At 55.7% G+C, this 13,626-nt stretch carries 10 protein-coding genes; 2 read left to right on the top strand and 8 right to left on the bottom strand.

The window, feature by feature from the left end:
* Positions 1–100: 100 nt before the first annotated feature.
* Entirely contained in the window at positions 101–1,177 is a 1,077-nt protein-coding gene (fic, locus tag HA50_RS25065) for a protein adenylyltransferase Fic (RefSeq protein ID WP_084879514.1), read from the top strand.
* Here fic and HA50_RS25060 read toward each other — a convergent pair.
* Entirely contained in the window at positions 1,171–1,743 is a 573-nt protein-coding gene (locus HA50_RS25060; RefSeq protein WP_084879513.1) for a UbiX family flavin prenyltransferase, read from the bottom strand. The genes fic and HA50_RS25060 overlap by 7 nt on opposite strands.
* Before the next feature lie 232 nt (positions 1,744–1,975).
* Between HA50_RS25060 and HA50_RS25055 the strand changes: the two genes are divergently transcribed.
* The gene (locus HA50_RS25055; RefSeq protein WP_084879512.1) at positions 1,976–3,337 is read left to right on the top strand and encodes a UbiD family decarboxylase; all 1,362 of its coding nucleotides are present in this window, start codon (positions 1,976–1,978) and stop codon (positions 3,335–3,337) included.
* Positions 3,338–3,350: 13 nt separating this feature from the next.
* Here HA50_RS25055 and HA50_RS25050 read toward each other — a convergent pair whose 3' ends face one another.
* From HA50_RS25050 to HA50_RS25020, 7 genes are all read right to left on the bottom strand, one after another.
* Complete coding sequence (locus tag HA50_RS25050) at positions 3,351–5,177, bottom strand: LysR family transcriptional regulator (RefSeq protein ID WP_084879511.1); 1,827 nt, start codon at positions 5,175–5,177, stop codon at positions 3,351–3,353.
* Positions 5,178–5,191: 14 nt separating this feature from the next.
* Positions 5,192–6,067, bottom strand: a complete 876-nt coding sequence (locus HA50_RS25045) for a MaoC family dehydratase (RefSeq protein WP_084879510.1) — start codon at positions 6,065–6,067, stop codon at positions 5,192–5,194.
* A complete protein-coding gene (locus HA50_RS25040) occupies positions 6,068–6,865 on the bottom strand; it encodes an SDR family NAD(P)-dependent oxidoreductase (protein WP_084879509.1) in 798 nt (265 codons plus the stop codon).
* 21 nt (positions 6,866–6,886) lie between these two features.
* A complete protein-coding gene (locus tag HA50_RS25035; RefSeq protein WP_084879508.1) occupies positions 6,887–8,080 on the bottom strand; it encodes a CaiB/BaiF CoA transferase family protein in 1,194 nt (397 codons plus the stop codon).
* Positions 8,081–8,105: 25 nt separating this feature from the next.
* Positions 8,106–8,984: an ABC transporter substrate-binding protein gene (locus tag HA50_RS25030; protein ID WP_084879507.1), complete on the bottom strand. Its 879-nt coding sequence runs from the start codon at positions 8,982–8,984 to the stop codon at positions 8,106–8,108.
* 109 nt (positions 8,985–9,093) lie between these two features.
* A complete protein-coding gene (locus HA50_RS25025; protein ID WP_084879506.1) occupies positions 9,094–10,641 on the bottom strand; it encodes an HAL/PAL/TAL family ammonia-lyase in 1,548 nt (515 codons plus the stop codon).
* 405 nt (positions 10,642–11,046) lie between these two features.
* Positions 11,047–13,497 (bottom strand): glycogen/starch/alpha-glucan phosphorylase, encoded by a 2,451-nt coding sequence (locus tag HA50_RS25020; RefSeq protein WP_084879505.1) that lies wholly within the window; start codon positions 13,495–13,497, stop codon positions 11,047–11,049.
* Positions 13,498–13,626 lie beyond the last annotated feature (129 nt).

Raw genomic sequence — 13,626 nt, 5'->3', positions numbered from 1 at the left:
TATGTCGATAAAATCGGTTTTTTTAAACATATGGCCGTGACATGTTTATGGCATCGACATATTATGGCGATATGTCGATAAAATCGGTTTTTTTAAACATATGCGCTGGCAGCCAGAAACCCCCTACAATGAACTCCCTTTACTTCCTCCCGATCTCGATCGCATTGAAACACGCGCAGTGCTCAAAGCCTGTATCAGTGCGCGCGCGGCCGTTGCGGAGCTGAAAACCGCAGGCGAATTGATCCCCGATCAGGGTTTACTGATCAATATCCTGCCCATCATGGAAGCAAAGGACTCTTCCCGCATCGAGAACATTGTGACCACCAGCGACCAGCTCTTCCAGTTTGCGGACCGCGCCGAACATGCCGATCCCGCCACGAAGGAAGCCCTGCGCTATCGCAGCGCATTGTTTGAGGGCTTTAGCCAACTGGCAACACATCCGCTCTGTACCAATACCGCAGTATCGATTTGTACCCGGTTGCGCGCGGTGCAAACCGATATCCGCAGAACACCGGGTACGGTGTTACGTGACCAGAACCATGATGTGGTCTACACGCCGCCAGTCGGTGAATCCGCCATTCGTGATTTGCTGGCAAACTGGGAACGCTTCATACACGCCGAGGATGATATCGATCCACTGGTGAAAATGGCGATTTCTCACTACCAGTTCGAATGCATTCACCCCTTTCCGGACGGGAACGGGCGTACAGGCCGTATCCTGAATATCCTCTATCTGATCCAGACTGAGCTACTGTCACTGCCGATCCTCTATCTTTCCCGTTTCATCCTCGAAAGACGTGATGATTACTACACCTTGCTGCGCAGCGTAACCGCGGAGGGCAACTGGGAAGCATGGATCCTCTTTATGCTGGAAGCCGTGGAAAACACGGCAAAATGGACAACCAAAAAAATCGCGATTGTACGTAGCCTGGTGGCGGAAGCGACTGACTATGTCCGGGAAAAACTGCCCAAAATCTATACTCATGAATTACTTCAGGTTCTCTTTGCACAACCCTATTGCCGCATTGAAAACCTGGTTGAACACGGCGTCGCAAAACGTCAGACGGCATCATCTTATCTGAAGCAGTTGGTCGAAATCGGCGTGCTGGAAGAAATGAATGTCGGGCGTGAGAAGTTATATATCAACACCCGGTTGTTGCAGGAGTTGAATCAATAAGCACCCTGCCAGCGGGTAAACAGATCCTGCGGTAGCGCGATATCAAACTGATCCAGCACGCGGTTGACGGTTTGATCCACGATTTCCTGCAAGGTTTGCGGTCGATGATAAAAGGCTGGCACGGGCGGCATGATCACCGCCCCCATCTCTGCGGCCTGGGTCAGCAGACGCAGGTGCCCGATATGCAAAGGCGTTTCCCGCACGCACAGCACCAGTGGGCGGCGCTCTTTCAGCACCACATCCGCTGCCCGTGTCAGCAGACCATCGGTATAGCTGTGTGCGATCCCCGACAGGGTTTTAATCGAACAGGGCAAAATCACCATCCCGGCGGTCTTGAAGGAACCGGATGAGATACTGGCGGCAATATCGCGTTGATCATGGACCACATCAGCCAGCGCCTGCACCTCACGTAGCGTGAAATCCGTTTCGAGCGCCAGAGTCTGTCGGGCGGCCTGGCTCATCACCAGATGGGTTTCCACTTCGGCAACCTGTTGCAGCACCTGCAACATCCGCACACCGTAAATAACCCCGCTGGCACCGGAAATACCGATAATGATTCGCTGCATAACTGAACTCTGAACAAGGGATAATGAGCGCCGACTTTGCCGCATCATCAAACACTTAGCAAGCAATCTATCTCTTCGCTTTTAGTGATGACCGGCTTCGAAAAAAGCAATTATCGCTGCGCTGACGAACAGGATATGCTCCCCCTTTCGCGCAGAGAGAGCGACGGCAACCTGCTGACATTTTCTCTGCATTTTGAACAGATACGCAGTTTCCTGCTAAGGATACGGGTAAGTGGTAGACCAAAGCCTACGTGCATTTATGTCCAGCCTGGAAAAGACCGGCGAATTAAAACGCATTACCCGCAACGTCGATGCAAAATTTGAAATCGCGGCGGTGCTTGCCCTGCGTGAACGTGGTCCGGCGCAGCTGTTTGCCAATGTCAGTCAGAGTTCCATGCCGGTCATCGGTAATCTCTTCAACGCGCGCGCCCGTTTTGCCCAGGCGCTGGAGATTGATGCCAGCGAACTCGATGCCGTTTGCCTGCATGCCCTGCAAAATCCTGTCAGCCCAGTCATGGTTGCAGATGCGCCAGTGCAATCCGTCGTTCATCATGCCCCTTTCGATTTAGGCGCATTGCTGCCAGTCCCCCATTGGTTCGAAAAAGAGAGCGCCCCCTATATCACCGCCGGTGTCATTGTGGCGAAAGATCCCGAAACCGGCCGCCGCAATGTCTCTATTGCCCGCTTACGTCTGGAAGGCGGTGGTCGCATCATGGCCGGGATTGCGAAGAACCATCATCTCGCCATGCTGGCGGAGAAGGCGCAGCAACGAGGCCATGCCCTCGAAATCGCTGTCGCCATTGGTAATCATGCGGCGGTGCTGCTGGGGTCACAAATGTATGTGGGCCTCGGCGACGACGAGTTTGATATTGCCGGTGGTTTGCTGGGCGAAGGCGTTGAACTGGTCAAATGCAAGACGGTTGATCTGGAAGTCCCCGCTCATGCGGAAATCGTTCTTGAGGGTGAGCTGTACCCGAGCGACTTGATCGAAGAAGGCGCAGTCTCCGAGTTTCCTGGATTCTATGTTTATTATGGGCCAGGCATCGGCGGCGAAATTAAGTGCGTTACGCATCGGCAGGATGCGCTCTACCAGGCCATCCTGCCCGGTTATGCTGCCGAACATTGCCTGCTGGGCGCGGTTGCCATCGGTGCCACCCTCACACGCGATCTGCAACGTTCGATCGCCTCCGTCAGGCGGGTGCTGATCACTGAAGGCGGCATGGGACGCCTGCATGCGGTGATTTCCATGCATCGCCCGCGCGCCGGTGAGGGCAAACGCGCCGTGTTGCTGGCGATGGGCTTAGTGAATCTGCTCAAGAACATCATTGTGGTTGAGGATGACGTCGATATTGAAGACCCGCGTCAGGTGGAGTGGTCGCTGGCGGCGCGCTTCCGTGGTCATGAGGATTTGATTGTGCTACCGGGCGTGAAGGCCGATCGCTGCGATCCGGTGCATGAGAACCTGACCGTAACCAAGATTGGCATGGTCGCAACCACCCGGCCAGGAGATGGCGAGCCAGGGGGCCGTTCAGAATTCGTACGCCCCCCTGCCGATATATACGAACGTGTACGTCAAAACCTGGCAGATTATTAAATGGCTGGCCGAATCAAAGCTGATTCGGCTCCAGCTGGAGATATTCACCCAGCAGCGCCAGCAGATCCTGCTCCATCTGCGTCAGTGTGCGGTTATCCGGGCAGAGAAAGGATAGGCCATAGGTAAGGTGGGGAGCGCAGATGGGGTTAAATTGCAGCACGCCCTCTGCCACCAGCCGGGTGACAGCTGACGCTGGCATGATGGCAGCCAGCGGCATCTGTTTAACCAGGGCGAGAATCAGCGACTGCGAGCCGACTTCTATGGCGGGTGTGACGCTGGCCGCAATCTCCGCAGCGGCTTTATTCAGTTGCTGCCGTAAATCCACCTCAGGTCCAGGCAACACCAGCGGGAGTTTGAGTGCCTCGGACAGCGTGATAGCACCCGGTTTGCTGATGGGGTGCTGTGCACGGGATATCACCCCAAGTGCATCCACGCGCGACAAATCACCCTCACCTGCTACGATGGCAAATCCGACTTCGCCAGACTCCACCCAACACCGCAACGTTTCTGCCGATCCTTCTGTGATGCGGAGTTTCACGCTGGGATAGCGTTGCGTCCATGCTGCGATAGTCAGCGCGAGACCCTGCGCCAGCGGTGCGTCATGGTTGCTGACAGGAGTGATGCCGATCGTCAGGCGTTCTTCGCGACAGGCGGCATAGTAGCTCGCTGCGGCGGTGATGCCTTCACAGGCAAGCAGCGCCGGGCGCATCAGGTCACGCAGCAGATGTGCCGAATCACAGGGGATCAGGCCTTTGCGGCTGCGCTGAAAAAGCGTCATCCCCAGCGTCGCCTCCAGTTTACTGATTTGACTTGATAACGCCGGTTGGGCGACATGCAATTGCCGGGCAGTCGCTGTCACATTTAAACGTTCCGAGACAGCAAGAAAGTAACGGAGCTGCCTGATGGTGATACCAGGTTTGTAAGCGATGACGGGATTGTCAGTCGTAATGATGGCGCGCAGATGCTCAACAAAACAGGCCGCAACCTCATCCCCCGCGCTAAAATGGGCAACAATCACCGCCGCCAGATCAACCGGCAAACGCTGGGGCCGCAGAGTGGAACGTTCGGCACTGGCCGCCACCAGACTGCGCGGTGCCAGCAGATGAAAGGGTTGCTGTTCTCGTGAGAGTCGCTCAAATGTGCCGACATCTTCTTCAATCACCCTCGGTGGTGGTAAATCATGCGCGCGGCAGTAATGGCGGATTTGCGCCAGTTGTACGGGATCCAGCGGCGGCACATACAGCGGCGCACTGCGCAACGCCTCAAAAGTGAGGGTGCTGGCACCAGGGGCTTTGCCCAGAGCCGGACCGGCGAGGGAAATCCATTCATCCCGCAAAATTACCGCGCCATCAGGTTCATCAGCATTGGCGGCGTAATTCAGCACCACGTCTGGTTGCTCATTGCCCTGGTGTTTATCAAGCACATGGATATAAGGAGGGCGACTCAGGGCGAAGTGAGCACGCGCCACCACCCCCGGCATTGAGCGCATTAACGCCGCGATGGCCAGGCTGGTGGTACGGGCAAGATGCCCGACCATAAATTGTAAGGGCGAGGTCACATCCAGATAACGCAGGGAGAGCAAATCCGGCTGCGCCACTATCCCCTGTGCAGCCTGGACCGCCTGCAACAACGGCTCGACCACCTGATAGAGCCAGCGGGCCGCCTCCGTGGGGTAATGCCCGTGCGGGCCACGCTGAAACAGGGTTAATCCCAGCTCACGCTCCAGTGCATGGTTATTCTCACTCATGGTCGAAGGCGGCACCTGTGAATACGTTGCTGCTTCAGCATGATTACGAAACTGACATGCCAAAATGAAATACGAGAGCTGGGCGGTTTCCAACGATATTTGTCCGGTTAATGATCGCCGCTACGGGCTGCGGATGGCAGAAGCGCTGTGCCACAATCGATCACCGTGCTGTTACGCTCGGGTGCGCGCACTCTGAAACGAACCTGGGCATTTTCAATCCACTGTTCTACCGTAAGCCGATCGCCAGGAAAGACCACGGCCGTGAAGCGGGCATCTATCGCTTGCAGTGTTCTCCCGTCGTTTTGCGCAACCCAGTCAGCGACCACACGCCCCGCATGACCAAGGGTGCAAAGCCCGTGCAGAATCGGTCGTTCAAAACCGGCAGACCGGGCAAACGCAGGATCGGCATGCAGTGGATTGAAGTCACCGTTCAGGCGGTAAAGGAGTGCGGCATCCGGAGGTATAACAATGTCCACAACCTTATCGGCCTCACGTTCGGGAACACGCAATAATGCCGGAGGCGGCGTCCCCTGCGAGCCACAGCCCCCATCGAATCGACAGGCGTCGGTCTGGATGATCGTCGCAATCACCACACCTGCATCGGCAGTGGTAAGAGTGCGTTGGTAACTGGCAAACATCCCCTTTTCAGCCCCTTTATCGACAACGCTGACCATGCGGGAAGTGCAGACCAGGTCCTGGTCGAGTGGCATTTCACGATGAATGATTAACCGTTGCTCGGCGTGAACCACACCACTCCAGTTCACACCTGCATCGCGCATCCACGGGCCGGGATGGGCGACAACATTGGCAAGGGTCAGCGCGGCGATGGGATCGGGACCATAGCTATAACGTAACTGCTGTGGGTCGAGTGGTCGCGTCGCATAACCTGTCGATAGCGCATAGAGCAACGCGTCCCTGGTGGTCACGCGAGCATGCGTGACCGGGATAGCATAGGCGAACAGGTCATCAGCATGGAGTGACATTTAACTTACACTCCCGGCAGCAGTCTTACGAAGACCGCCCATCAACCGGAATCCGCCATCGACACACAGCAGCTCACCGGTAATAAAGTCAGCGCCCTGTAGCAACCACACGATGGCCTGGGCGACATCTTCAGCGGTCGCCACCCGACCCAGCGGTGTCATCGAGGCCTGACGTTCCGCGAAGCTCGCATAGGCATCCTCCCCCATCGCATTACGCATCCAGCGGGTATCGATCACGCCAGGACACACGGCGTTAACCCGCACTTCAGGAGCCAGTGTTCGCGCCAGTGCCAGAGTCAGGGCGTTAATCGCCCCTTTTGACGCGGTGTACGCCAGTGAACTTCCGCCACCGGTGAACGCCACATGCGACGATACATTCACCACGGAACCCTGGCTTTCGCGCAGCCAGGGTAACGCCGCTCTGCACATCTGATAGCAGCCAACCACATTGACGCCGAACACTCGCTGGAAATCATCCGCTGACAGGGTTTCGAGGTCGAAGGGATCGGATTTCACGGTGACGCCAGCATTGTTGACCAGGCCATCAAGGCGACCCCAGCGTTCAATCGCTGCATTGACGAGCCTGCGGCATTGATCATCCTGCGCAACATCCGCCTGTATCAGTTCAACTTCGGCACCGTATGCCTCGCAGGCCGCAGCCGTCTGCGCGGCCTCTTCCTGACTGCGGGTAAAATTGATGACAAGCCTGGCACCGCGTTGTGCCAGTTGCAGTACAGTCGCGGCACCCACACCCGTTGCCGATCCCGTCACAATGTAAACTTTGCCTTTTGTATCCATCAGACAGACCTCAATTGATGGTTAAATCACGCCAGAGGATCGCAGCACTGCGATCTCCTCGGCAGAACACCCCAAACGTTCAGCAAGAATTGCAGCGCCATCCTCTCCGAGGTGCGGCGCACGTTTTTGCTGGCCGCGTTCAGAACCCGATAAATGAACCGGCTGTTCAGGCAGGGACAAGGGGCCAAGGACCGGATGTTCAACCCCTGAAATCAGGTTGCGAGAGGCAACCTGTTCACTATTGGCGGCCTCTTCCACCGTCCACACCGTGGAGGCCGGTAAGCCAAAACGGGTAAGCTGCGCGACAACGTCGTGAGTGGTCAGCTGCCCAGCCCAGGTCTCAATGACCGTTGTCAGCGCATCACGATTGACAAAACGTGCCGGATCGGTGGCAAAAAGCGGATCCTGCGCCAGCTCGGGTTGTCCCATTGCACTGGCTAAGGTGCTGAACAACTTGTCATTCGCCACCGCCAGCATGAAAGGACCGTCCGCCGCCATAAAGGCACCAAAAGGTGCGGTTAGCGGATGGCGATTACCCACTCTTTCAGGCGACAAACCCGTTACCTGCCATTTAGCCAGCGCCGTCGGCAGCAGGCTGAACAATGAATCAAACATGGCAACATCGATCCGGCTACCCTGCCCGGTTGTTGCCCGCCGATATAGCGCGACGGGAATCGCCATCGCGGCATAAATGCCTGCCAGGATGTCACCAATGGAATCACCGACCAGGGTTGGATCACCGTCCGGTTGACCGGTGATACTCATCAGTCCCGATAGCGCCTGCGCAACCACGTCATAGCTGGGTGCCCTGGCCATCGGACCGACCTGGCCAAAGCCCGAGATCGAGCAATAAATCGTATCCGGACGGCGTTCCCGAACCGCCTCATAACCGACACCCAACTTATCCGCAACGCCAGGGCGGAAGTTTTCCAGCACGACATCCGCTTCTGCCGCGAGTTGCAGGGCAATACGTCTGCCCTCTTCCTGCTTGAGATCGAGTCTCAGGCTGCGTTTGTTGCGGTTAAGCAGTTCGAAACTGACACTTAGCCCGTCTTTCATCGCACCAATGCCACGCTGATCGTCGCCGTGCGGCGGCTCAATCTTGATGATCTCTGCGCCTAAATCGGCAAGGGTCGCTGAGCAAAACGGGCCAGCAAGCATGCGCGTGAAATCAACCACGGTCACACCATTAAGGGGACCCACCTTTTCTGCCATCGTTTTTATCCTGTTCAGACGGATATCAATTAAGGTTGTGGGCTTTCAGCCAGTCGCTGGCTACCACATCGAAACTGTCATAGTTTGCGAGGCGTTCGTTCATGCGGGTGAGATCGGCCGTGGTCAGGGCGGCGGATACCGCATTCAGCGTTTGGCTCACCGTGTCACTCACTTTGCTTTCCGCGATAATCGGCACAATGTTTTGTGACATAAACAACGATTTAACGTCGTCCAGTACCACCAGGTTTTTGCTGGCGATGGCGGGATCGGTTGAGGTGAGTTCTGCCGCCTGAATTCGCCCGTTGAGCAAAGCTGTCAGGGTGATCGGCCCGATACCCAGTGCCTTGTAATCCTTAAACTTCAGACCGTAGACCTTTTCCAGGCCGAGCAACCCTTCAGTACGGGTTTTCCACTCAGGTGATCCGCCTAAGACAATCTTGTCCGCCACCGGGGCCAGGTCAGCGAGGGTTTTCAGTTGGTATTTATCTGCCGTGGCGCGCGTCACCACCACCGCATCAGCATCCTGAGCCTGCGATGGGGTCAGCATGGTGATCCCTTTAGGTAAAGCCGCCTTTAAACCCGCAGCGACTTCATCGGGCGTATGGGCAGCAGGATTTTTTTTCAGATAACTCAGTGCGGCTCCGGTATATTCCGGCAACAGATCAATGGACCCATCCAGTAATGCCGGCATATAAACTTCGCGGCTGCCAATGCTCATGCGTGTTTTCACCGTAATACCTTTTGCAGATAACGCTTTGGCATAAATAGTGGCGAGCAACTGACTTTCCGGGAAATCGGCTGAGCCGACGGTAATTGAAGTGGTCGTGCTTGCGGCATAGCTCGCGGCCCAGGGCATTAATATAAATGCACAGGCACTGAATAATGCTATCACTCTTTTTTTCATTATGACTTTCCCTTCGATGTTTATTTAAGGTTGGTGTTTTTCGGACGGCAGATTGCGTGAGTGTTCTCACTATTCTCGTCGTGCCGTCCGGGTAAAGCGGAAATAACGGTTATTCTGAATGCGTTAAATTTGCATCACTCAGCTGAGTGTGGTTTTCGCCGATCGGGCAGGCTCCTGATACCAGTTGGTAGATATTTTCCATGTCGGTGCTGAGTTCCCGATCTTCTTCCATTGGCGGGACCCACTGGCGCACCATCTCATAAGCACGACGCGGGCCGTCACCCAGCACATCGACCACGCCACGTAATTCCACGGCGACTGCGCCACTCATCAGTTCGATCGCCACCAGGTAGCGCAGCCGTTCGATAATCGCCTGCACTTTGGCAACCACCCTGGGAGCCATCGACGCCTGATCCTCGATACCATCAGAAACCGCCAGCGGGGTGATCGATATCGGATTGGCGAGATGGCGGATTTCAGCTTCCAGCGCCGCCAGCGGTTTTTGTAATTCCGCGTAGCCCGCCCGGCTTTGTCCACTGGCTGACAGGAAACGTGGCAGTTCAGCCGCAGCTGGCGACATCAGGCGCAAACAACGGTTGGCAATACCCGCAGCGCAATGCGCCAGCGCTTGCCCCACCTGTTCCCACGCCAGAGAAAATGCGGTCAGGTCAAAATTGCCATTCGATACGATGCGTTCACTGGAGGCCAGAATCACCGGGTTATCACCTGAGCTCCCCAGCTCGATCTCCGTGGCCTGTCGTGCCTGTTCGAGGGCGTGGATCAACCCACCCCAGACCTGTGGCACACAGCGATAACTCAGCGGATCCTGGAGACGCCGTGCTGCGCCATCGCGCCACAAATCGCTGCCGGATAACAGGCTGCGCAGGCGTTTGCCAATTTCCTGCTGGCCGAAAGCCGGACGAGCCGCGAGGGCCGCAGCATCGATAGCGGTGAGCTGTGAACGGAATCCTTCATAGTTGAGGGCTACCGCCGCCAGCGACCAGTCAATAAACCGCTGCACATCTTCAAGCACCAGGCAGGCGGTGCCGGTTGACAGGCTGTTTGCCACCACCATCGCATGACCATCTTTCTCTCGCAGATCAATCAGTGGCAGTCCAGCCAGCGCCAGCGCTTCTGTGGCGGGCATGATACGACCCTGGTATTCAGCATTGCCATGTCCCTGCAACGCTTTAGCCAGATGTCCCAGCGGTAACAGATCTGCAGCGCCGATGGATCCCCAGGAAGGAATGACCGGATGGACCCCGGCATTCAGCGCCGCCAGCAAGCCGGAAATCACGTTTTCCGAGGCACCGGTACCACCTGCGGCCATGCCGGAGATGCGCGCCGTCAGCAGCGCTCGCACCGCTTCCACCGGCAACATTGGGCCAACACCCGCGCTGTGGCTATGGGTGACACTGCGCTGGAAGGCGATGAGATCGGCGGCGGCCAGTTTGGTATCAACGCTGGCACCCAGCCCGGTGTTCAGCCCGTACACCGGTTTCTGTTGCGCCGCGAATCGCTCAACCAGGCCACGGCCCTGGCGGATTCGGTTAAGTGCTTCGTTTCCCAATACCAGCTTTGCCCCGCGACGGGCAATAGCAGCCACCGCATCAGCAGTGAGTGGGACAGCGTCAAGGACGATGGTTGACGTAGTCATGTACGATTTATTCCCTTGTAAAATAAATGCCAGCAAAATTAACCCATAGTGGCCAAAGATAATATGTCAGAAATATGCCGTATAAAAATCAGGCAATGTATTGTCCGCTTTTAAAGCAGCCGATCTGTTAATGTTATCTTTGTCGCTTATCTTTATAAGTTGCCAACGGTAAAAATCATCATTTTTTACTCATCGTAAAAGATAATTCGTGTTGTTTTATTCAGTGCAAGGTGGGTGCCAATTAACAAAAACGGTTTTGTTGTCTCTATTTTTGCAATAACAGACCACCGCGCACCCCAAAATGATGCCTGCGCACCACAATGATGCACCAAATCTGTGCCAGCGACACAAATCAGACAATCAGAATGGCTACGACTCCCGCATTTAATATACTGGCACCGGTCATTAACCCTTGCGTCGCGGTATTTGCCAGATATGCTGGCAATATTCGCTGATGGCGCGGTCTGACGAAAAGATCCCGGAGTGGGCGCAATTGAGAATCGACATGCGTGTCCACAGGCGTTGATCGTGCCAGGTTTCACTCACTCGCGCCTGACTCGCCGCGTAATCGGCATAGTCGGCAAGGACCAGGAAGGGATCGTAGTGCAGCAAACTGTCGAGCAACGGACGGAACAACGCCGTATCCCCGCGGGAGAAACGTCCCTGGGCAATTTGCTCAAATGCATCGCGTAAATCCTCATTGGCCTGCACGTAATCAGCCGGACGATACTCCGCACGGTTCAATGTCTCCGTCTGCTGAGCCGTCATGCCAAACAGGAAAAAGTTCTCCTCACCCACCTGCTGACGTATTTCGACATTGGCCCCATCCAGCGTGCCGATGGTGATGGCACCATTCATCATAAACTTCATGTTGCCAGTGCCCGAGGCTTCTTTGCCTGCCGTCGAAATCTGCTCTGACAGATCCGCCGCCGGATAAATAAGATGGCCGTTCTTCACGTTGAAATCGGGAAAAAACACCACCTTCAGACGCTCATTCATCGCCGGATCATTGTTGACCACTTCGGCGATGCCCGTAATCAGCCGAATGATCAGTTTCGCCATGCCATAGCCCGGTGCCGCCTTACCGCCAAAAATAAAACAACGCGGTGCGGTTTTCAGTTCAGGATGACGGCTTAAGCGCTGATACAGGCTGATTATATAGAGGGCATTCAGGTGCTGGCGTTTGTACTCGTGGATGCGTTTCACCTGCACATCAAACAGCATATCGGGCGCAACGTCGATGCCGACCACTTTACTGATGCGTCCCGCCAGCGCCGCTTTGTTGTGATGACGGATGGCGCGCCACGCTTGTTGCAGAGCATCGTCATCGGCAAGTGTGGCCAAGGCACTGAGCTGAGTCAGATCGTTTCTCCAGCCCGTGCCTATGGTTTCATCCAGCAGATTAGCCAGCCGCGGATTGCTCAGCATCAGAAAACGACGCGGGGTCACGCCATTGGTGACATTCAGAAAACGCTGCGGATACAGCCCGGCGAAGTCATGCAGGACCGTTTGCCTGAGTAACTCGGAATGCAACGCCGCCACGCCATTGACGGCATGGCTGCCTACCGTCGCCAGATTAGCCATGCGCACCTTCTTCTCGCCATGTTCGTCAATTAATGACATACGCGCCACCCGCGCCGCATCATCAGGAAACGCCTGGCGCACTTCTTCCAGGAAGCGTCTGTTGATTTCGTAAATAATGTCGAGCAACCGAGGCAGCAGACTTTGCATCAGCGGCAGACCCCAGGTTTCCAGCGCCTCGGGCAACAAAGTGTGGTTGGTATAGGCGAAGGTGTGCTGGGTAATTGACCAGGCTTCATCCCATGACAACTGACGTTCATCGATCAGCAGACGCATCAGTTCCGCCACGGCAATCGAGGGATGGGTATCGTTCAGCTGTGCGGCAAAGCGTTCTGCAAAATGTTCGACAGGCCGGTGACCAATATCCAGCAGGCGCAGCATGTCCTGAAGCGAACATGAAACAAAAAAGTATTGCTGAGCCAGGCGCAGGCGCTTACCGGCATCGGGTTCGTCATTGGGATAGAGCACTTTAGACAGCGTCTCTGAGACCACTTTTTCTTCCACTGCCTGGTAATAATCACCGGCGTTAAAATCCTCGAAGTCAAAGGATTCCACCGCCTCGCTTTTCCACAGCCGCAGCAGATTGCAGGTGTTGACACGATAACCCTGGATCGGCACATCATAGGCCACCCCTTTTACCTGGCGTGCCGGGATCCATTGCACCTGCAACCGGTTTTGTTCATCGGTCTGCATCCGGGTGTAGCCGCCAAAATTGACATAAAAGCTGATGTCAGGCCGGACAATTTCCCACGGCGTGCCCATTTTCAGCCATTTATCGGTACGCTCCACCTGCCAGCCATCCACGATATCCTGATCGAAGATGCCGAACTCGTAGCGAATGCCATAGCCGATGGCCGGTACTTCCAGCGTCGCCAGTGAATCCAGATAGCATGCCGCCAGCCTGCCCAAACCCCCGTTGCCCAGCCCCGGTTCCTCCTCCAGCGCCAGCAATTCATCAAGATCCTGTCCCAGCGCGTGCAGGGCCTGCCTGGAATCATCCTCAAGATCCAGGCTCAGCAGATTACAACCCAGCTGTGGGCCAATAAGGAACTCCGCTGACAAGTAACAGGCGACCTTAACGTTATGTTCGGCATAGTTTTTAGTCGATGCTACCCAGCTTTCCAGCATGCGGTCTCTGACAGTAAACGAGAGCGCCATATACCAGTCCTGCGGCGTGGCAATATCCGGGTAGCGTGCCTGGCGGCAAATCAGATTACGTACCACATCATGTTGAAATGCAGGGTCGATGGCAGGAGCAGAGGAGTTATCTTTCATGTTGTATTGCCTCGTGTTGGCATGCACATCAGGATCAGAAGCTGATGGTCGCCGGGCCTGAGCACCAAAGTGATGCACAGGGAATACGGTTGGTCATTTTCCAGGGTCTTTTAATCAAGTTAGCCAGCA

The organism is Pantoea cypripedii, assembly GCF_002095535.1.
GTDB classification, from domain to species: domain Bacteria; phylum Pseudomonadota; class Gammaproteobacteria; order Enterobacterales; family Enterobacteriaceae; genus Pantoea; species Pantoea cypripedii.
Note: the sequence above shows the minus strand (reverse complement) of the source record. Positions and strands in the feature narration are given on the sequence as shown.

Coding starts and splice junctions, on each gene's coding strand:
- HA50_RS25025 (WP_084879506.1), bottom strand. CDS start 10,641: ATGACTACGTCAACCATCGTCCTTGACGCTGTCCCACTCACTGCTGAT.
- HA50_RS25020 (WP_084879505.1), bottom strand. CDS start 13,497: ATGAAAGATAACTCCTCTGCTCCTGCCATCGACCCTGCATTTCAACAT.
- fic (WP_084879514.1), top strand. CDS start 101: ATGCGCTGGCAGCCAGAAACCCCCTACAATGAACTCCCTTTACTTCCT.
- HA50_RS25040 (WP_084879509.1), bottom strand. CDS start 6,865: ATGGATACAAAAGGCAAAGTTTACATTGTGACGGGATCGGCAACGGGT.
- HA50_RS25035 (WP_084879508.1), bottom strand. CDS start 8,080: ATGGCAGAAAAGGTGGGTCCCCTTAATGGTGTGACCGTGGTTGATTTC.
- HA50_RS25045 (WP_084879510.1), bottom strand. CDS start 6,067: ATGTCACTCCATGCTGATGACCTGTTCGCCTATGCTATCCCGGTCACG.
- HA50_RS25060 (WP_084879513.1), bottom strand. CDS start 1,743: ATGCAGCGAATCATTATCGGTATTTCCGGTGCCAGCGGGGTTATTTAC.
- HA50_RS25030 (WP_084879507.1), bottom strand. CDS start 8,984: ATGAAAAAAAGAGTGATAGCATTATTCAGTGCCTGTGCATTTATATTA.